This window comes from Paenibacillus jilunlii (assembly GCF_900102965.1).
GTDB classification, from domain to species: Bacteria; Bacillota; Bacilli; order Paenibacillales; family Paenibacillaceae; genus Paenibacillus_AQ; species Paenibacillus_AQ jilunlii.
In genome coordinates this window covers 14,945-32,887 of record NZ_FNGM01000004.1, presented here as the reverse complement: position 1 = coordinate 32,887, position 17,943 = coordinate 14,945, and the positions used below count along the sequence as shown (strand labels likewise).

The following is a 17,943-nucleotide window of genomic DNA, read 5'->3' as shown; positions in this document are numbered from 1 at the left end:
TCACCTCCTTTACAGTGGAATATTCATGATTTTGGAAGTCCACAGGTAGCATAGAAAAAGCATCCCAAGTGCAAGCGTAGAGATCACGATGCCTGCACCTGTATACATCGGCTGCATATAATCTCCCGCTGTCAGACTCATAAATATCACCATGATAAGCGGCGAAACCAGCAAAGCCTTGGCCTCAAATTTCTTCTGGGCGATGCTGACGGAAATCTCCTGCTGCATATCCAGTTTCTCCCCGATAATGGTTGAAGTGCGCCGCACGATTTCTACCAGGTCGCCACCAGTCCGTTTGCAGACGGAGAATACATCGGCGAACCGTTCAACATCTTCCATGCCCGCCCGTGTGCTGAAATCATTCAGCGCTTCTTCAACCGGCTGTCCATACTCCATGCGTGTACAGATGATGTTCAGCTCAGAGATCATATCGCTGCTGCCTTCCGGGTCTAGCATCAGCAGATCCTGCACCGCTTCGCGAAAGGCATTCTCCACAGAGCGGCCGGCGGACAATGAAGAAGAAAGCGAAAACAGCATCTGCTTAAATTGCAGGTTAAGCGCGGCACGGCGCCGCCGGTGAAGATAATCCCGCAGTATTCGAGGCGCATAAGCCCCGCCCGGGACCAGCAGCAGGGAGAACAGCCCATTGTGGTAAAATAGGCAGCCAATCGCCCAGAGCAGCGTTCCGCCAACCAGCATTGCCGTGATTTTGTGCCAGGATGTCAATATGTACACGGTATAGTCCGGCAGTTGTGCCGCCGCGCCGGGATTCCCCACCGGTGTAGCGGCTCCCTGCTGCGGTCTGCTGTTCATACTCAACCTGTGTGCACCGCTGTTTCGCAGATGCTGTCCCTTCTGTTTTAACGAGTTCAGAGCACTTCCCCCTTCCAGCGGATTCCGGCCATCCTGAGCTTGCCGGTATGCAGCAGCGGGTTCCCGCTGAAGATCAGACCGCCCTGAACATGTCCGTCCGTCTCACCTGTTTCACGGAATTCATACAGTGGATTCAGCACCACCTCCCCCTCTCTGACACCGGCAACCTCACAGATCTCCACCACCCGGCGCGATCGGTCACGCAGCCGCGACAGATGCACGAAGATATCAATCGCAGAGCCAATCTGCTGCCGGACAACCGCCACCGGCAGATCGGCAGCACTGAGTACCATCGTTTCCAGACGGCTGACCATATCCCGGGCACTGTTTGAGTGGCCCGTGCTGAGACTGCCGTCATGGCCGGTATTCATCGCCTGAAGCATATCGAGACATTCCGCGCCCCGAACCTCGCCCACCACAATGCGGTTCGGCCGCATCCGCAGCGAGGAGCGGATCAGGTCACGGATGCTGATCTCCCCCCGGCCTTCCGTATTCGCATTTCTCGTCTCCAGCGAGACGAGATTTGGTACGGTGACGATCTGCAGCTCGGCTGAATCCTCAATCGTTATCACACGCTCCTGCGGCGGTATGAACTGCGACAACGCATTTAGAAAGGTTGTCTTGCCTGAGCCAGTGCCGCCGCTGATAAAAATATTGTATTTCGCCGCCACTAACATCTGCAGAAGCTCCGCAGCCTCCATACTTACAGCTTCCCTGCGGATCAGCTCGTTCATCGTCATCGGCGTTTCGGGAAACTTGCGGATAGTCATCGCCGGCCCCTTCAGTGCTACCGGCGGCAGGACGATATTGACCCGGGACCCGTCCTTCAGCCGTGCATCCACGATCGGCGAGGAATCGTTGACCACCCGGTTAACACCCGATACCACCGACTGGATAATATCCTCCAATCGGCTGCTGGACTCAAAGGCCAGCGGGAGGCGGCGGATCTGCCCGTTCTCCTCGACAAAAATCTCATCATGGCTGTTGATCATAATCTCGGTGACCGCCGGATTATCCACCAGCGGCTGCAGCACATCCAGCCCCCGGAATGAATCGAACAGCTTCTTGACCAGGGTATGCTTCTCTTGAGCGGTCAGATGCCGCAGGCTGTCCCGCGCAAGAACCGTCTTCTCTATATAAGCGGTAAGCTCACGGTTGCCGACTGCGGAGGTCAGATCCAGTCCGGAACGGATGTCACTGCGAAGCAGCCGGAACATCTCTTCATTCATATACCATTCCCTGTAAAGACACGCGGCAGCGCGGGCTCAATGATTCCCGAGCATAGCTGCTGTATCCCGAGAATGAATTGTGGAGAATTCAGGCACAGCTCTCCATGGTGCTGCGTGGCCCAGGAAGAGATATAAGGAAGCACAGCATCCATTTCCAACCCTTCAGAAAGAAACTCTCCCCTATGGGCATCGGCTGCAAAATTCAGCACAAACCTGCTTTTGCCCTGTACCTCCTGCAGTCCGCCGGAGTGGGGTCTACTGCAATGCTCCAGCCATCTCCCGGTCTTGTGCATACTGTTCTTATCACTCGTCAGCACCCAGAGCAGGAGGCCGCATCTATGGAGAACAGCCTGAGTCTGCTGCTCCTCAATGCCCCCGGTATCTACAATGACAACATCATAGCGCCCCGCCCCGGACAGCTCTTCGAGCACATCCAGCGTATCCGTCAGCGTCATCTCCAGCTTTTCCTTTAGATTGTCCACCGGTCTAAAGGCCTCAGCTCGCAGACTTTCATGCCGGATCACATACTTTTCAAGCTCCATCTTTCCTGATTGCGCTTGGCCTCCCTCTCCGGCGCTTGCCTTCAGTTCATACAGCAGACGCTCCAGACCAGGGGCGTTTCCGTCCGGCAGGCGCAAGAACAACCCGCTGCTGTCCACACTTTCCAGATTCAGATAAAAAACAGACAGTCCCAGCCCCCCAAGCTGCTTCGCCATATTGAGCGCTAACGTGGTTTTGCCGCTGCTGCCACTGGCTGAGACCACACCCAGCAGCAACGTCTCCTCCTTGGGCACGGACGCCGTCCGGCTTCGCTTCAGATCGCATAGCTGAAGTATGGACTCCAACAGGGAAGGCAGCGCCTGATACTTGATAATCATTTGTCCGCCCGCCAGACTCCCGGAAGGATTGCCGCGGATGTCCCCGTCATCACTAAGGACTGCCCACGGCACTGAATTCCTCCCTTCCACCAGCCACGCCTCAATAAAAGAAAGATCTCCTACAACCGCGTCCGGGACTTCCTCTCCCTGCATAAACTCCATAAAAGCATCCAGCACGCTGAACGCGCTGACCCGCAGCATCCCTCCATATTCACTATGGTGAATATAATGGAGCAATGGCTCAATATATTGGCTCTCCCGTACTGCGAGCACGATTCTCGCCGCCATGTCACACTCTCCTTTCTGCAAAAAGACAGCAAAAAAGCACCGCCAATAACCGTGGGATACGGTCATTGAACGGTGCTTCCGTTACTATTCCTATAATTTACAGCTATAGTAGCATATATATTAGATCACAGCAATACCTTTTTTTAACTACTCCAAAATTCCCTCAGTTCCTATATCCAGCACAGGATATTCCCCGGACCTCTATCATCCTGTATAATTTATACGTTCATCATTTGCATACCCCCAACATATAACAAAAGGAGATTTTCGACACATGAAATTTGTACCCGGTTTTCTTGCCGCTGTAGCCATATCCGGTGCTATCTGCGTATCGGCAGCAGCGGCAGAGCAGCCCATCACCGTAACGGTTGATCAGCAGAAACTGAACCTGAGCAGCAGCGCGCCAGTCAAGGATCAAGGTTCCATCCTCGTTCCTATGCGTCCGATTTTTGAGAAGCTGGGTCTTACCCTGGTGTGGAATTCCAAGACAGGCACCATTACAGCCTCCAAGGAAGGCCTGGCAATCACCCTGCAGCTCGGCAGCAAAAAAGCGACTGTGAACGGGGCCGTAAAGCAGCTGGCAACCGCTCCAAAAATGGTCAACAACGTTACATATGTCCCGCTCCGTTTCGTAGGCGAAGCAACAGGCAAAAGTGTAGTCTGGAACGCCAAAGCCAATTCCGTAGAAATCAAAAGCAGTCTGAACAGCGCGGACGACAAGGGGATTTCCGAGCTTTTTGATCAATACGTCAGCTATTCCAACAAAGAAGATTACGAGGGATTTATAAGTTTGATCGATCCGAAGTCACCGCTGGCCGCAGCTGCAACAGCATTCAAGGATCAGATGGCAGCTTACGACGTCACCACGACCATTGCCAGAATGGATATTATCGATATCAAGGAGAAGGAAGCAACCGTGGATGTTGTGGAAACAACGGAGAGAACCGGCGGGGCCTTCACACCGAACAGTACTGCAGAATACATTTATTCTCTTACCAAAAATACCACCGGCTCCAACTGGCTGATCAGCAATGTGCAAATCCAGGCTGTCCAATATTCTCTCCCTGCAGGAGCGCTTGAAGCCAGAATCACCGTTCCGGCAGCCGATGAAGAGCAGATCAAGGCCGTGCTGCAGGCGAATACGGATTACACCAACAAAGAAGATCTGACTAGCGTACTCTCTACCATAGACGAATCCTCCCCAGCTTATAAACTGAGCGAGCAGACTTACAAGCAGCTTTTTAACTCCTATGATTTGGAATCCAAACTGGAGTCATCCAAAGTTATTTATTACAATGATAATGAAGCCGCGATTTATGCCGTTATGACAACCAAAAAGCTTAAGGGTCCACAGTTCACCGATAACCGGGCCGAAACCGTGACAACCGTCAAGAAATCGGCAGATGGCAAGTGGAAGCTGGTACAAACTTATAGCCTTGGCGCCAAACCGCTGACCAACTAGGCCAACTTGACATTACTCTGTTTACAAAAAACGCAGCAGGGCTCTATCGGAGCACCTGCTGTGTTTATGATATCTTCTACAGGAACCGCTTCCGGATCTCCGGCGTCGGGACCATACATTGCTCATCCCGGCCGAACCAGCGGTAACGATTCCTCGCAACTAACCTGTACAGGGCGTCCCGCAGCGGACGGGGGATAATGATAAACAGATAAGCAGCAGGCCACGGAAAACGCAGTCTGCGGGCGATCCGCAGCACTGCAGCCGATTCTGTATAGCAGACACCGTTCTCCAGCAGGACAACCGTGCTGAGCTGCCCGGGCACAAGACCGCTGTCATTCATCAGCTTACGGGAAATCTCACTCTGTAAAGGGGCAAACAGAATCCGGCCTCGGGAATCACGGGGGATAATGAACCGCACCAGCCCCTGGCACAGATGGCAGACCCCATCAATCAGCACAATTGCTTTGTTTGTTAGAGCTTCCTCATGTACTTCCACTACTGCTCTCCCCCCATCAATAGTCACAGTATATCCAGAATTCTCCCCGAAAAAAAACAAAAGCGCGGGATAAGCTCCCACGCCTTCATAACCGTCCGTTCAATTTACTCTGCGATTGCTTTGTCGATCCATTCGTTCCCGAGCATCTGCCCTTCGAAATCAGCTGTGAAGGCTTCCATACATTTACAGATGAAATCTTTGCGGCACACCGGACATGGAGTCTTAAGCAGGCGGCTGATGTTCGTCATTTTCCATTCCGGAAACCGATTGTAGAACGCGCGGCACTCCGTTCCGTCAGCAAGCTTGATAATGAACTCGTACAATCCTTCCTTATCGTTGCTGCTGGCTTTGGTCACATTCGTAATATTCGGTCTGTAAGACATCTTCATCACCCATTATTTAAATTTTTGGTAGTTAATTGCACGCGCGACATTAACAGATACTTAGACATATTAAAGAATTTTAGGGGTGATGTCAACCAAAGCAGACGCTCCTGCCTGCGATTTATGGCCCGGCCTGAAATTCCCGACTCTATTTAGACATTATTTCCAAAAAACACGGTTCACAGCACGTTCAGTTCAACCTCAATATTGCCACGGGTCGCCTTGGAGTAGGGACAGAACTCATGAGCTTTGCGGGCAAGGTCCTCTGCTTGTGCGCGTTCAATACCGGGCAGGCTTACATCCAGCTTTACCGCCAGCTTGAAGCCTCCATCACTTTCATCCTTGCCGATCAGCACGTTGGAGGTCACAACTACATCCTGAAGCTTCACGCCCTCTTTACGGGCGATATTTGCAGAGCGCTCTCATAACAAGCGCCATAGCCTGCTGCGAACAGCTGCTCCGGGTTCGTCCCCATACCTCCCGGTCCACCCAGTTCCTTCGGCATTTTGAGATCATGCTTCAGAGCACCGTCCGAGGATTCCACTGACCCTTCGCGTCCGCCGCGGACCGTAGCAGAAGCAGTGTACAAAGGTTTCATTGTTAATGCTGTCATCGCCTATTCTCTCCTTTTTCAAGCCAAATTTTAACTGCTCATACTTTTTACTTAAACAACGGGCTTGGTTTGAAACGGAGATGCGATGTTGTTATCCTCCTGCAGCTTGATTCTTACGATAAATAGTGTAAAATTAAATTGTGATAAATTAATGTTCGGGAGGTATCATTGATGAGTATTTATGATTATGAAGCCAACACGCTGCGCGGTCAGGAAGAATCCCTATCCAAGTACAAAGGCAAAGTGCTGCTCGTCGTCAATACAGCCAGCAAATGCGGCTTTACTCCCCAGTACAAGGGTCTCCAGGAAGTGTACGATAAATTCAAGGACCGCGGTTTTGAAGTACTCGGCTTTCCAAGCAATCAGTTTGCAGGCCAAGAGCCGGGCGAGAGTGAAGACATCGCAGAGTTCTGCGAAATCAATTATGGGGTAACCTTCCCGATGTACGAGAAGATTGAAGTGAAGGGTGACGGGGCGCATCCGCTCTTCAAATACCTCTCCAAGGAAGCACCGGGCGTACTGGGCTCCAAAAGCGTCAAATGGAACTTCACCAAGTTCCTGGTTGACCAGGAAGGCCGTGTGCTGAAGCGGTTCGCCCCGCAGACCACACCGGACCAGATCGAGGCGGACATCGCCAAGCTGCTTGAGAAATAACTACACGGTTAGCCAAAAAAGACTCTTCATGCACAGCTCAATGCCATGTGCGAAGAGTCTTTTTTATCCGCATATTTATCGAAACTGAACACAAAAAAGCCCTTCTTACGAAGGACTTTTACTGTCGTTGTAACTAATGCGGTAGAGAGGACTCGAACCTCCACGGGTATACACCCACTACCCCCTCAAGATAGCGTGTCTGCCATTCCACCACTACCGCGCGGTGTGTGTTGCGTTAATGCGTTGTTTGAGGCCAACATTCAATATTATAAATCGGTTCCTGCAAAAAGTAAAGCTGCCTGGATTAAGAATTTTCTTCCGTTTCTTTTTGCTTGCGGTATTGGGTAAACGCGATGTATTCCTTAATGAAATGCTGCTCTTCAGGCTTCAGTTCATCGGTTTGGCAATTCAATTGCCGCAATTGGCCAAAAAAATAATCCTCCGAACCTTCACGCACCATTTCAGGTGTCTTTTTGCCTAAGATCAGCCAATCGAGACTCACATGAAAAAAGGCTCCGATCTCAATCAGCTTATGCGTACCGGGTGTCGACTTGCCCCGCTTCCAATCTCCCATGTTCCCTGTGCTGATATTCAACTGTTCGCAGAACGATTTCTTGGTGATTCCCTTTTGCTTAATGAGGTATTCAATTCTTTCATAGATGGACTGCATCGTCTAACCGCCCTCCATTATATTTGATAAAAAACACTTATTTACGTAATTTTTATTGTAAAATGACGTAAAAAAGTATATAATTAACTATTATTATGTCTTATCCCATTATATCACACGGCTGGATAGTCGATAAGAGGTGAGCCCCTTTTGAACAGTAAACGTCCTATTACTCCCTACGGCTGGGCAATCAAGCAACGGCTGACAGAGCTGCATCTTGACCAGAAAAAATTCTGTGAGATCTACAACATCCCGCCTTATCGCCTATCCAACCTGATCCACGGCACCCGCAAAGCAGAACGCTACCGGCGCCAGGTTTCAGAGCTTTTGGGCCTGCCTCCATCGTAGCCTTTGGGCATCGCGTGTGACAGCCAGCTTCGTATACAAAAAGCCGCTCCCCATCAGACAAAGTACTCTGATCCAGGAGCGGCCTATTGTGACTGTATGCGGTAGAGAGGACTCGAACCTCCACGGGTATACACCCACTACCCCCTCAAGATAGCGTGTCTGCCATTCCACCACTACCGCATAATATTGCTTCAACGAACCTTATGGATTCTCATCCCGAAACCCGCAGAAGAAATGGTGACTCGTATGGGATACTCTCCACTCTGTTACGAGATTGCGAAGTATTCCTAACGAAGCCTATGCTTCAACGAACCCTATGGATTCTCATCCCGAAACCCGCAGAAGAAATGGTGACTCGTATGGGATTCGAACCCATGTTACCTCCGTGAAAGGGAGGTGTCTTAACCCCTTGACCAACGAGCCATGATTGATAACTTGCGTGTTTGTCACAACAAAAATGAGTATATCAAACACAGTGATTTTTGACAAGAAGTTTTTTTCATCAAATCGTGGGGAGCTGCATCCGTTTACAATACAGTCCCCTGTCATTTCCGGTCCACACTGCTGAACGGCAGCACATCTAGCTTCCTGCTCCGGCAGCAGCCAGCACCTCTATGCCAATTGCAGCTTCATAGCCAAGACTTTGCGCCACAGCGGGATTGGTCACATAACCGGCGGCCACATTAATACCGCTGGCCAGAGCCGCATTGTTTCGCGCAGCCGTATAAATGCCCAGATTCGCGATCTGCAGCGCATAGGGAATGGTTACATTCGTGAGCGCAAGGGTCGAGGTCCGGGCCACCGCGCCCGGCATGTTAGCTACAGCATAATGGACAACTCCGTGCTTCACATAGGTAGGATTTTCATGGGTGGTGATCCGGTCAATGGTTTCTATGGAACCGCCCTGATCAATCGCAACATCCACAATAACAGAGCCTTCTGCCATTTGCTGCACCATGTACTCTTTTACCAGCTTGGGTGCCCGGGCACCTGGAATCAGTACGGCGCCGATCAGCAGATCCGCTTTGCGTACAGCTTGTTCGATGTGGTACGAATCAGACATGAGGGTAATGAGCCGTCCGCCAAAAATATCATCGAGAGCCCGGAGCCGGTTCGCATTCCGGTCGAGCACGGTTACTCTTGCCCCCAAGCCAAGTGCAATCTTGGCCGCGTTGGTGCCTACAATACCTCCGCCCAGGATCACCACCTCACCCGGCTGGACACCGGGAACACCGCCGAGCAGCACGCCTTTGCCTCCATGCGGCTTCTCCAATAGCCGGGCTCCAATCTGAACAGCCATCCGTCCGGCCACCTCGCTCATTGGAGTGAGCAGCGGCAAGGAGCCGTCCTCCAGCTGGATCGTCTCATATCCGACCGCTGTTACGCCGCTCTTAACCAGAGCTGCAGTCAATCCGGCTTCCGGAGCCAGATGCAGATAGGTAAACAGAATCAGCCCCTTGCGGAAATAGCCGTACTCTTCCGGCAGCGGTTCTTTCACTTTTATAATCATGTCCGCCTTGCTCCACACTTCCGCAGCGGACTCCGCTATTGCTGCACCCTTATTCAGATACTCGCTATCCACAAAGCCACTGCCCGAACCAGCCCCTTGCTCAATAAACACCTCATGGCCTGCTTTGCGGAGTGCTTCAACTCCGGCTGGCGTGATCGCTACACGGTTCTCGTTGTTCTTGATTTCTTTGGGCACGCCGACAATCATGTCATCGCCTCCTTGATGTGATGGGGGTGTAAGCCTACAGTGTATTAGGATGCGAAAAGAAAGGCCCACTTATGAGCCTTTCTTTTCAGCGGTTAGATTTATTTTATCATATGCGCAAGGTCAGCTTAAGGATTAACCTTCGTTTCGAATGTCTGCTTGCCGGCAACGAACTTCAGCACTACAGCCGCTTTTACCGGGTCATGCGTCTCATTCAGTGTAATTTTACCGGTCGCCAGCTGCAGGTCTTTGGTTGCTGCCAAAGCGTCTTTAATCTTAGCAGGGTCTGCTTCTCCGGCACGGGTAATGGCATCGGCAACCAGTTTGAGTGCATCATAACCCAGCGCGGCCATGCCATCGGGCACTGCCCCGCCGTTAGCTGCCTTGTAGGCATCTACGAAGCTGGTAACTTCTGCAGCCGTATCTTCCGGCGAGTAGTGATTGGACATATACGTGTCGTTCAGCGCATCTGCACCGGCGATTTCCGCCAGCTGCGGGGAATCCCAGCCATCTCCGCCCAGGAATGGGGCAGTGATGCCCATTTCACGTGCCTGTTTCAGGATTTTACCCACTTCTTCATAGTAGCCTGGGAGGTAAATAACATCCGGGTTAGCGGCTTTGATACGGGTCAGCACAGCTTTGAAGTCAGAATCCTTCTGTTGGTAGGACTCTTGGCTCAGCACTTCTCCGCCTTTGGATTTGAAGGTTTCTTCGAAAAACTTCTGCAGCCCCTTCGAATAGTCACTCGACGTATCTGTGTAGATGACCGCTGTTTTGGCTTTCAGGGAATCCAGGGCAAAGTTAGCCATTACCTGGCCTTGGAACGGATCGATGAAGGCAGCGCGGAATACCCAGTCGTTCACTTTGCTGGTGCGTTCGTCAACAGTAACCTTAGGGTTGGTGGCACCTACGGAGACGAGCGGGATTTCTTTTTCGGTTGCTACCGGAACGATCCCCAGGGTGTTGGTAGAGGTGGAAGCGCCAATAATGGTAACCACCTTATCCGTAGTGATCAGTTTTTGCGCGACCTGCGTGGCTTCCTCGGATTTTGAGGCATTATCGGATACAACCAGTTCCAGTTTTTTGCCAAGAATACCGCCTGCGTCGTTAATCTGCTGCACAGCCAGCTTCGCGCCCTTTGATGCGGAGTCGCCGAAAGAAGCCTGGCCGCCTGTGAGCTCAAGGTCAGCACCGATTTTGATTGTGCCCCCGCCAGTGTTGCCGCCGCTTGCAGAGTTGCCGCTCTTCTCTGTGTTGTTGTTGCCGCAGCCCGATGCTAATATTGCTGTCAGTACCGTCGACAAAATAATGGCCCCAATTTTCTTCATTGTTTCTCTCAGCCTCCCGAATAATGAATTTTATATGTTGTTTCCATGATGCCGCAAAATGTCAGCCCGGCCCGGACCTAGTGTCCGAGGTAAGCCATTTTAATCTCTTCGGAATCCGCCAATTCCTTAGCGTCACCTTCCAGCACTACTCTGCCCGTTTCCAGCACATAGGCGCGGTGGGCGATTTTGAGGGCCTGATGCGCATTCTGCTCCACAAGCAGCACGGTTGTGCCGGCATCGTTCACTTCTTTGACGATTGTAAAAATATCCCGGACCAGAAGCGGGGCAAGCCCCATGGACGGTTCATCCAGCAGCAGCAGCTTGGGGTGTCCCATAAGCGCACGGCCCATAGCAAGCATCTGCTGCTCGCCGCCGGACAGCGTTCCGGCCTGCTGCTTTTTGCGCTCCAGAAGTCTCGGGAAGGTATTGTAGACCCTCTCAAAATCAGCCGCCAGACTGGACGGATTCTGCAAATAAGCGCCAAGCTCAAGATTTTCTTCTACCGACATATTGGCGAATACGCGCCGCCCTTCGGGGCAATGAATAAGTCCCTGCTTCACAATCGACTGGACGCTCTGGTTCGTAATGGATTTATCGAGAAATTCAATACTGCCTGTTTTTGGCTTCAGCAGGCCGGATAGTGTTTGGAGCAGTGTCGATTTGCCGGCGCCGTTGGCACCGATCAAGGTCACAATCTCCCCTTGCCTCACCTCAATGCTAAGGTCCTTCAGAGCGTGAATCGCTCCATAATAAACGTTGATTCCTTGTACTCTGAGCATAGCCGTTACGCCTCCTGTCCCAAATACGCTTCGATGACCTTCGGATTGCTCCGGATCTCCGTGGGTGTGCCATTCGCAATCAGCATGCCGCGGTCAAGCACATAAATCCGGTCGCAAACGCCCATAACAAGAGACATATCGTGTTCAATCAGGAGAATCGTAAGATCAAACTCCTTGCGGATCCAGGCAATCAGATTCATCAGATCACGGGTTTCATTCGGGTTCATTCCCGCTGCCGGTTCGTCCAGGAGCAGCAGCTTCGGCCCGGCAGCGAGAGCCCGCGCAATTTCAAGACGCCGCTGGTTCCCGTAGCTGAGATTGCTGGCAACCTCTTCACTCTGCTCATCCAGATCAAAAATTTTCAGGATATCCATAGCCTTCTGCGTGATTTCATCCTCTCCCTTGAAGTGCTTCGGCAGCCGGAGCATCGAGGTGAACAGGGAGTGTCTGGCATGCTGGTGGAAGGCAATTTTGACATTTTCCAGCACGGTCATGGATGTAAACAGCCGGATGTTCTGAAAAGTGCGCGCCGCCCCTTTGTGGTTAATCTTGTAGGGCTTCATGCCGCCGATCGACTCATTGTTAAGGATGATACTTCCTGTAGAGGGCGGGTAAACTCCGGTCAGCAGGTTGAACAGTGTTGTTTTGCCTGCACCGTTGGGTCCGATCAGACCGATAAGCTCACCAGTGTCTATATGTAGGGAAACTTCGCTAAGGGCTTTAAGTCCGCCAAAGGAGCGGCTGGCCTCTTTAACATCAAGGAGCACTGTTTTCGCTGATTGCGTCATTTGCTTTGGCCTCCTTTTTGCCGAACTTGCCTAGAGAAAATTTGGTTTTGCCAAGCAGGCCGCTTGGACGGAAGATCATCATCAGGATCAGAACGATTGAATAGATAATCATCCGCCATTCCGGGAATTCACGCAAATACGTATAGAGCAGAGTAACGAAGACCGCTCCGACGATGGAACCGGCCGTACTGCCAAGTCCTCCGAGCACTACCATAACAATGATTTCGAACGACTTCAGGAAGTTGAAGCTGCCCGGAGTAATAACATAGAACGTATGAGCTGACAACCCGCCGGCCATACCGGCAAACAAGGCACCGATGGTAAAAGCAATGATTTTGTAACGGGTGGTGTTGATCCCCATAGCCTCCGCGGCAATCTCATTCTCACGGATGGCGATACAAGCGCGGCCGTGTGTAGACCCGATGAAGTTGTTGATCACTACTACTGTAATCAGGGTGAACAGGAACAGCATGGTCCATGTGGTTTTGGCCGGAATGCCGCTCAGTCCTGAAGCTCCGCCGACATATTCCGTGTTGAGCATGATGATGCGGATAATTTCACCGAAGCCAAGAGTAGCAATGGCCAGATAGTCACCGTTCAGGCGGAGTGTCGGCATGCCGATCAATACGCCAAACACCGCAGCGAGCAAACCACCGGCAATAATCGCCGGAACAAATGGCACATTGTAGTCAAGCGTCAGAATAGCCGAAGTATAAGCACCTACCGACATAAATCCTGCATGACCGATGGAAAACTGTCCGGTAATCCCGGTTATCAGGTTGAGCGATACCGCCAGCATGATGTTCACACCAATCAAAAGCAGCATAGATCTCGTTACATCAGTGAATATTCCCGTTGTTAAGAGAACTTGAACGACTCCGTAAAAAGCCAGGGCAGCAATAATGCCTACCCAGAAATTTTTATTTAGCTTCTTCACTTGGATTCCCACCTACACTTTCTCCCGGACATTCTTGCCAAACAATCCGGATGGTTTGAAGATAAGGATCAGAATCAGTACGGCAAAAGCTACACCATCACGCCAGGAGGAAAATCCCAGCGAGGAAATTTCCGTCTCTACCGTTCCCAGCAGCAGCCCGCCTACAAGTGCACCCGGGATGCTTCCGATGCCTCCAAGTACAGCGGCCACAAAGGCCTTAAGTCCAGGCATAACCCCCATTAGAGGATCTACTGAATTGTAGGTCATGCCAAAAATCACACCGGCTGCGGCGGCAAGCGCTGAACCGATGGCAAAGGTTGCTGAAATGGTGCGGTCTACGTTGATTCCCATCAACCGCGCCGCCTCCACGTCGAACGATACCGCACGCATGGCTTTACCGGTTTTGGTGTAACGGACAATATATTGCAGTATAATCATAAGAATTATCGTTGTTAGAAGAATCATTACCTGATTCGATTCCACTTGAATGGATGATCCGAAGAGCGTGTACTGTTTCTTATCCATAATGTCCGGGAAGCCTTGAGCCTGCGGCCCGAGAATGAGCACCCCGGTATATTCAAGCAGAAAGGATACGCCTATCGCCGTAATCAGAGCAGCAATCCGCGTCGATTTGCGCAGCGGCTTGTAGGCCAGCCGTTCAACCGTTATGCCCAGCAGCGCACTGATCGTCATGGAAATGACAAGTGACAGAATCAGAACGACAACCGGAGGAAAACCTGCATTTGCCAAATACCTGGCACTGTACAGGCCGATAAACGACCCCACCATAAATACATCCCCATGCGCAAAATTGATCAGCTTGATAATCCCGTAAACCATGGTGTAACCAAGGGCGATCAGCGCGTAGATACTGCCTACGGAAATCCCGTTAATTAATTGCTGAATGAAATACTCCATCGCCATCCTCTTTTCCCCATAGTCATTTTAAATCCCCTTTCTCTACTTTGCGTTGTTTGCGTTGTTTGCGTTGTTTGCGTTGTTTCCGACGTTTACATTCTTTACATAATTTTCATCTTCCAGCTCTATGATGTCATTTATATTAACACAGACTTATATCCTCGTCACTAACAAAAATGCAATGTAATACAATTTTCAGAAATTTATGTAAGGTTTTATGACACTAATGGTAATTTATAAGTGAAGTAACTTAGTGAAAATGATTAATGTCTAGAAAAACGGAGAAAACCGGAGGTTTTTGAAGCACGCCTTTTTTTGAACTTTTTTCCTTTTCTAATACAATACTTTATTTTTCCGCAATTAATATAACATTTGTCTCTTTACAGCATCAATCCTTCAATTTATTAAAGGGGTGACGGGTTGCATCGGCAGATTTTTTTGTCGGACTATGGGGATATGTAGAAAGCGGATGGAGGCTTTTTAACATAAAAAACACAAGTAGAAACGGCTACGCCGTCCTTCACTGGACGATGCAATCGGTTTAGTTGTCAGTTAGCGGTGCCTGGAGCTCTCCATGAATTCCGCGGCAATTCCAGGTGGAAAAAGGGCCGCTAATTGGCCCGTAGCATCCCCTGCTGCACAGTTTAGGTGGAAACAGGTTAACTCATTGACTCGTAGCACCCTCTGCTCCAGTATTAAGTGGAAAAAGGGTAACTAATCCAGCTCATTCCGCCTCTGACAGAGTAATATTGCCCAATTAAGTTTCCTTTTTCCACTTAAATCTCAGCATTGTTCGGTTTTGGAGAGAAAGAAGTTCACTTTTTCCAACTAGCGCATACTCAACTGCTTCTTGGCACCACTATCATCCTGCAACTCCCCACGCCTGATTTCCTCACTAACCTTTTTTGTAAAATAACGCCCTCTCAGTCCGCTTCATTCAGCAGAAGGACCAAATTTGCTTCTTCACCGCCTACAGCTTATCCTCTGCAGCGTCCAAGTAATCCAAATTTTATGTATAGTTCAGTTTCCTCAAACAACAGAAAAAGAACCTCCGCCGGAAGCTCTTTTTGTATGAAATCGTTTATAAAGTTTGTTTATGCTCCAACGAACCACCGAGGGTTCTCATCCCTAACAGGGAAGTATTTCGATACGGAGAGAGAGGGATACTCTCGCTTCGCAAGAGATTGCGATGTAATCCTAACGAAGTTTATGCTCCAACGAACCACAGAGGCTTCTCATCCCTAACAGGGAAGTATTTCGATACGGAGAGAGAGGGATTCGAACCCTCGCACCGCTTACGCAGTCTAACCCCTTAGCAGAGGGTCCCCTTATAGCCACTTGGGTATCTCTCCAAGAAAATGGCTCCCCGAACAGGACTCGAACCTGTGACAACTCGATTAACAGTCGAGTGCTCTACCAACTGAGCTATCAGGGAACATTAACATGAACAAGAAATAATTTATCATGATTTTGTGGTCTAGTCAAGCATAACTCACTATTTTTGAGATCGTTTTCAGGATCGGCAGCAACCCAGAGGGGGTCTTAGTCATTTTTGGTCATTCCTAGTCATTCCTGGTCTCTGACCTCAACACCATTCCCCGTCTGCCGGAATCTGGACGCGCTCCAGCAATCCCGCCTGCCCCAGCCGGGCGGCAAGCTGTTCCCGGGTAACCAGGCAATGGTTGATGGCTTCCATATGCACGGCAATTACAGATGCTTCCGGGGCATAGCGGCACAACTCTATAATGTCCTGTTCATTCATGGTTATATGTCCACCGGCCAGGAATTGTGCTCCCCCGGCATTGACGATGATGACCTCCGGCTTGTGTTCATCCAGGGCCTCTTTCACTTCATCGCACCAAATCGTGTCACCGGCCACATACAGCACTGGCTCACCTTCGGCGCGGAACACAAAACCGGACACCTTACCCATGAGCTTTCCGATTTCTCCCGTGCCATGCTGGCCACCGGTCCGCTTCAGGGTCACCCCCCGGAAGTTCTTCGCCTCAAGGTCCTCAATCGCGGATACATGCCCAAAGCCCTGTGCCGCTAGAGTCCCTTCATCTCCAGCCTGGCATAACACTGGAAGTTCATGGGGCAAAAGAGACACCGCCGCTTCATCCCAATGATCCTGATGCAGATGCGTAACGAGTACAGCGTCAGGTGCAAGCCACTTTTGAGCAGGCCCCGGTAAGGATACCAGCGGATTTCTGCGTGCATTCGGAGAATTCGGTACGGGCGGATTCGCCTCTTTTTCGCTGAGCATGGGATCCACCAGAAAAGTTATACCGCCGTATTCCAGCCATAGGGCCGCGTTGCGGATGAGCTGTATTTTCAATATAAACACCTCTTTCATCTAGCCTGTCTTCTGCTACAATCTAAGTATAAGTGCTGCTTCGATCAGAATACATTGTGCGGCGAAAGAGATTCAGCATTTCTGCTTTCACCCGGAAAGGATTTCGCGATAAAATGGAAAACTACGGAATAGATGAGATAGACTACAGAATTCTACACTATATAATAGAAGATTCCCGGTTGAGCCATAAGGAAATTGGGGAGAAAATACACATGACAGGGCAGGCTGTAGGCGCGCGAATCCGCAAATTGCGGGAGCTGGAGATTATCGAGGGCTATACGGTACGCTGGAATCCGCAGAAACTCGGACAGAACATTCACGCTTTGATTACCGTGTTCCTTAGCTCCAACAAAGCGCACCCGCTTTTTCAAAAATTTGCCCTGGAACATGGAAGTGTGGCCGAGCTGCACCGGGTCAGCGGTGAGGGCTGCTATTGGATGCGTGTATACGTCAAAGATCATGAGGAACTCGCCAGTTTCCTGGACCAGCTGCTGGAGTTCGGCAATTACCGGGTCAGTCTCGGAATGGGCCAGCTTAAATAGACCGGGCCAAATCACAATGACATGGAGGCTAATATGAAAAACAAAATCGATCCGCCCAAAATCACTGAAGAAAATTCACTGCTGCCGCAGCAGATCCATACGCTCCAATCGAAGGAGGAAATCAGTCACTGCCTGATCAGCGACAGCCTAATTGAATATCAGGAGGCGGACAGGGTATCGTTCGATAAAGTGATTTTCCGAAATGTGACGGTTGCCGAATCCACACTTCATGCCATTGAGCTGACGGATGTGATCTTTGAAAATTGTGATCTGTCGAATGTGAATTTCAGTGACGCTTTTGTGCACCGGACAGAGTTCCGGAATTGCAAATTGATTGGCACAGACTTCAGCAGAGGCCGATTTCAGAATGTACGGATGGTGGATTGTATCGGGGATTTCGCCAGTTTTCGCTTTGGTAAGTTCAAAGGGGCGGCTTTTGCGAACTGCCGGCTGGTCAGCAGCGATTATTATCAGGCGGAGCTGACCCACATCGGATTCTCGGAATGCGATATCGATCAAGCGACCCTTGCGGGCTGCAGGCTAAAAGAAATCGACCTCAGCGATTGCAGTTTCACCGGTCTGCATGTCGATATCGAAGATCTCGCAGGCTGTATCATTTCCGCAGAACAGGCAGCTTCCTTCGCCGGACTGCTCGGATTAGTCATCAAGAGCGACACCGATCTCTAA

At 50.6% G+C, this 17,943-nt stretch carries 18 protein-coding genes, 5 tRNA genes and 1 pseudogene; 5 read left to right on the top strand and 19 right to left on the bottom strand.

All coding sequences use genetic code 11. The features are described 5' to 3' along the window. Nucleotides 1-9: 9 nt before the first annotated feature. The 3 genes from BLQ82_RS09560 to BLQ82_RS09550 are packed head-to-tail and all read right to left on the bottom strand — an operon-like array spanning nt 10 to nt 3,268. Nucleotides 10-813 (bottom strand): type II secretion system F family protein, encoded by an 804-nt coding sequence (locus BLQ82_RS09560; protein ID WP_082722695.1) that lies wholly within the window; start codon nt 811-813, stop codon nt 10-12. Between the two features lie 56 nt (nt 814-869). Further along, nucleotides 870-2,102, bottom strand: coding sequence for a TadA family conjugal transfer-associated ATPase (locus BLQ82_RS09555; protein ID WP_062523834.1), 1,233 nt, complete (start codon nt 2,100-2,102; stop codon nt 870-872). Further along, a complete protein-coding gene (locus tag BLQ82_RS09550) occupies nt 2,099-3,268 on the bottom strand; it encodes a P-loop NTPase family protein (protein ID WP_062523833.1) in 1,170 nt (389 codons plus the stop codon). The genes BLQ82_RS09555 and BLQ82_RS09550 overlap by 4 nt, the downstream gene beginning before the upstream one ends. 274 nt (nt 3,269-3,542) lie before the next feature. Between BLQ82_RS09550 and BLQ82_RS09545 the strand changes: the two genes are divergently transcribed. After that, complete coding sequence (locus BLQ82_RS09545; protein WP_062523832.1) at nt 3,543-4,730, top strand: copper amine oxidase N-terminal domain-containing protein; 1,188 nt, start codon at nt 3,543-3,545, stop codon at nt 4,728-4,730. A gap of 76 nt (nt 4,731-4,806) precedes the next feature. Here the strand turns inward: BLQ82_RS09545 and BLQ82_RS09540 are convergent, their stop codons facing one another. The 3 genes and pseudogenes from BLQ82_RS09540 to BLQ82_RS09530 all read right to left on the bottom strand — a co-directional run bounded on the left by BLQ82_RS09540 (nt 4,807) and on the right by BLQ82_RS09530 (nt 6,207). Further along, nucleotides 4,807-5,226 (bottom strand): thiol-disulfide oxidoreductase DCC family protein, encoded by a 420-nt coding sequence (locus tag BLQ82_RS09540; protein ID WP_062523831.1) that lies wholly within the window; start codon nt 5,224-5,226, stop codon nt 4,807-4,809. A 104-nt stretch (nt 5,227-5,330) separates the two neighbouring features. After that, complete coding sequence (locus tag BLQ82_RS09535) at nt 5,331-5,609, bottom strand: hypothetical protein (RefSeq protein WP_020428353.1); 279 nt, start codon at nt 5,607-5,609, stop codon at nt 5,331-5,333. 179 nt (nt 5,610-5,788) lie between these two features. Then, a pseudogene (locus BLQ82_RS09530) lies at nt 5,789-6,207 on the bottom strand (organic hydroperoxide resistance protein). 186 nt (nt 6,208-6,393) lie between these two features. On the opposite strand from BLQ82_RS09530, the gene BLQ82_RS09525 reads away from it, so the two are divergent. Continuing rightward, nucleotides 6,394-6,876, top strand: coding sequence for a glutathione peroxidase (locus BLQ82_RS09525; protein WP_062523830.1), 483 nt, complete (start codon nt 6,394-6,396; stop codon nt 6,874-6,876). A 137-nt stretch (nt 6,877-7,013) separates the two neighbouring features. Here the strand turns inward: BLQ82_RS09525 and BLQ82_RS09520 are convergent. Together BLQ82_RS09520 and BLQ82_RS09515 are read right to left on the bottom strand one after the other, a co-directional pair. Then, a tRNA-Leu gene (locus BLQ82_RS09520) sits at nt 7,014-7,096 on the bottom strand. Nucleotides 7,097-7,180: 84 nt separating this feature from the next. After that, nucleotides 7,181-7,546 carry a helix-turn-helix domain-containing protein gene (locus BLQ82_RS09515; RefSeq protein WP_062523829.1) on the bottom strand — a complete coding sequence of 122 codons (366 nt, stop codon included), beginning with the start codon at nt 7,544-7,546 and terminating at the stop codon, nt 7,181-7,183. Between the two features lie 150 nt (nt 7,547-7,696). Here BLQ82_RS09515 and BLQ82_RS09510 point away from each other — a divergent pair, with 150 nt between their 5' ends. Continuing rightward, on the top strand, nt 7,697-7,894 hold the full coding sequence (locus BLQ82_RS09510; RefSeq protein WP_020428361.1) for a hypothetical protein: 198 nt from the start codon (nt 7,697-7,699) through the stop codon (nt 7,892-7,894). Between the two features lie 97 nt (nt 7,895-7,991). Here the strand turns inward: BLQ82_RS09510 and BLQ82_RS09505 are convergent. From BLQ82_RS09505 to BLQ82_RS09455, 11 genes are all read right to left on the bottom strand, one after another. Further along, nucleotides 7,992-8,074 (bottom strand) — tRNA-Leu (locus BLQ82_RS09505). A 168-nt stretch (nt 8,075-8,242) separates the two neighbouring features. Further along, a tRNA-Glu gene (locus tag BLQ82_RS09500) sits at nt 8,243-8,317 on the bottom strand. A gap of 157 nt (nt 8,318-8,474) precedes the next feature. Beyond that, nucleotides 8,475-9,611, bottom strand: coding sequence for an alanine dehydrogenase (gene ald / locus BLQ82_RS09495; protein WP_062523828.1), 1,137 nt, complete (start codon nt 9,609-9,611; stop codon nt 8,475-8,477). Between the two features lie 125 nt (nt 9,612-9,736). Beyond that, a complete protein-coding gene (locus tag BLQ82_RS09490; protein WP_062523827.1) occupies nt 9,737-10,936 on the bottom strand; it encodes an ABC transporter substrate-binding protein in 1,200 nt (399 codons plus the stop codon). A 77-nt stretch (nt 10,937-11,013) separates the two neighbouring features. After that, nucleotides 11,014-11,715, bottom strand: coding sequence for an ABC transporter ATP-binding protein (locus BLQ82_RS09485; RefSeq protein WP_062523826.1), 702 nt, complete (start codon nt 11,713-11,715; stop codon nt 11,014-11,016). A gap of 5 nt (nt 11,716-11,720) precedes the next feature. Continuing rightward, entirely contained in the window at nt 11,721-12,503 is a 783-nt protein-coding gene (locus BLQ82_RS09480) for an ABC transporter ATP-binding protein (protein WP_062523825.1), read from the bottom strand. Beyond that, nucleotides 12,472-13,440 (bottom strand): branched-chain amino acid ABC transporter permease, encoded by a 969-nt coding sequence (locus tag BLQ82_RS09475; protein ID WP_062523953.1) that lies wholly within the window; start codon nt 13,438-13,440, stop codon nt 12,472-12,474. The genes BLQ82_RS09480 and BLQ82_RS09475 overlap by 32 nt, the downstream gene beginning before the upstream one ends. A gap of 12 nt (nt 13,441-13,452) precedes the next feature. After that, nucleotides 13,453-14,358 (bottom strand): branched-chain amino acid ABC transporter permease, encoded by a 906-nt coding sequence (locus BLQ82_RS09470; protein WP_062523824.1) that lies wholly within the window; start codon nt 14,356-14,358, stop codon nt 13,453-13,455. 1,263 nt (nt 14,359-15,621) lie between these two features. Next, nucleotides 15,622-15,710 (bottom strand) — tRNA-Ser (locus tag BLQ82_RS09465). Nucleotides 15,711-15,717: 7 nt separating this feature from the next. Then, nucleotides 15,718-15,793: transfer RNA gene (locus BLQ82_RS09460), tRNA-Asn, on the bottom strand. 150 nt (nt 15,794-15,943) lie between these two features. Beyond that, nucleotides 15,944-16,696: an MBL fold metallo-hydrolase gene (locus BLQ82_RS09455; protein ID WP_062523952.1), complete on the bottom strand. Its 753-nt coding sequence runs from the start codon at nt 16,694-16,696 to the stop codon at nt 15,944-15,946. Between the two features lie 131 nt (nt 16,697-16,827). On the opposite strand from BLQ82_RS09455, the gene BLQ82_RS09450 reads away from it, so the two are divergent. Continuing rightward, entirely contained in the window at nt 16,828-17,256 is a 429-nt protein-coding gene (locus BLQ82_RS09450) for an Lrp/AsnC family transcriptional regulator (protein ID WP_062523823.1), read from the top strand. Between the two features lie 33 nt (nt 17,257-17,289). Then, nucleotides 17,290-17,943: a pentapeptide repeat-containing protein gene (locus tag BLQ82_RS09445; RefSeq protein WP_062523822.1), complete on the top strand. Its 654-nt coding sequence runs from the start codon at nt 17,290-17,292 to the stop codon at nt 17,941-17,943.

What these genes read in the sequence shown, in the direction of transcription:
- BLQ82_RS09525 (WP_062523830.1), top strand. Translation starts at nt 6,394, where the DNA reads ATGAGTATTTATGATTATGAAGCCAACACGCTGCGCGGTCAGGAAGAA.
- BLQ82_RS09550 (WP_062523833.1), bottom strand. Translation starts at nt 3,268, where the DNA reads ATGGCGGCGAGAATCGTGCTCGCAGTACGGGAGAGCCAATATATTGAG.
- BLQ82_RS09485 (WP_062523826.1), bottom strand. Translation starts at nt 11,715, where the DNA reads ATGCTCAGAGTACAAGGAATCAACGTTTATTATGGAGCGATTCACGCT.
- ald (WP_062523828.1), bottom strand. Translation starts at nt 9,611, where the DNA reads ATGATTGTCGGCGTGCCCAAAGAAATCAAGAACAACGAGAACCGTGTA.
- BLQ82_RS09480 (WP_062523825.1), bottom strand. Translation starts at nt 12,503, where the DNA reads ATGACGCAATCAGCGAAAACAGTGCTCCTTGATGTTAAAGAGGCCAGC.
- BLQ82_RS09470 (WP_062523824.1), bottom strand. Translation starts at nt 14,358, where the DNA reads ATGGAGTATTTCATTCAGCAATTAATTAACGGGATTTCCGTAGGCAGT.
- BLQ82_RS09450 (WP_062523823.1), top strand. Translation starts at nt 16,828, where the DNA reads ATGGAAAACTACGGAATAGATGAGATAGACTACAGAATTCTACACTAT.
- BLQ82_RS09545 (WP_062523832.1), top strand. Translation starts at nt 3,543, where the DNA reads ATGAAATTTGTACCCGGTTTTCTTGCCGCTGTAGCCATATCCGGTGCT.
- BLQ82_RS09490 (WP_062523827.1), bottom strand. Translation starts at nt 10,936, where the DNA reads ATGAAGAAAATTGGGGCCATTATTTTGTCGACGGTACTGACAGCAATA.
- BLQ82_RS09555 (WP_062523834.1), bottom strand. Translation starts at nt 2,102, where the DNA reads ATGAATGAAGAGATGTTCCGGCTGCTTCGCAGTGACATCCGTTCCGGA.
- BLQ82_RS09535 (WP_020428353.1), bottom strand. Translation starts at nt 5,609, where the DNA reads ATGTCTTACAGACCGAATATTACGAATGTGACCAAAGCCAGCAGCAAC.
- BLQ82_RS09560 (WP_082722695.1), bottom strand. Translation starts at nt 813, where the DNA reads ATGAACAGCAGACCGCAGCAGGGAGCCGCTACACCGGTGGGGAATCCC.
- BLQ82_RS09445 (WP_062523822.1), top strand. Translation starts at nt 17,290, where the DNA reads ATGAAAAACAAAATCGATCCGCCCAAAATCACTGAAGAAAATTCACTG.
- BLQ82_RS09515 (WP_062523829.1), bottom strand. Translation starts at nt 7,546, where the DNA reads ATGCAGTCCATCTATGAAAGAATTGAATACCTCATTAAGCAAAAGGGA.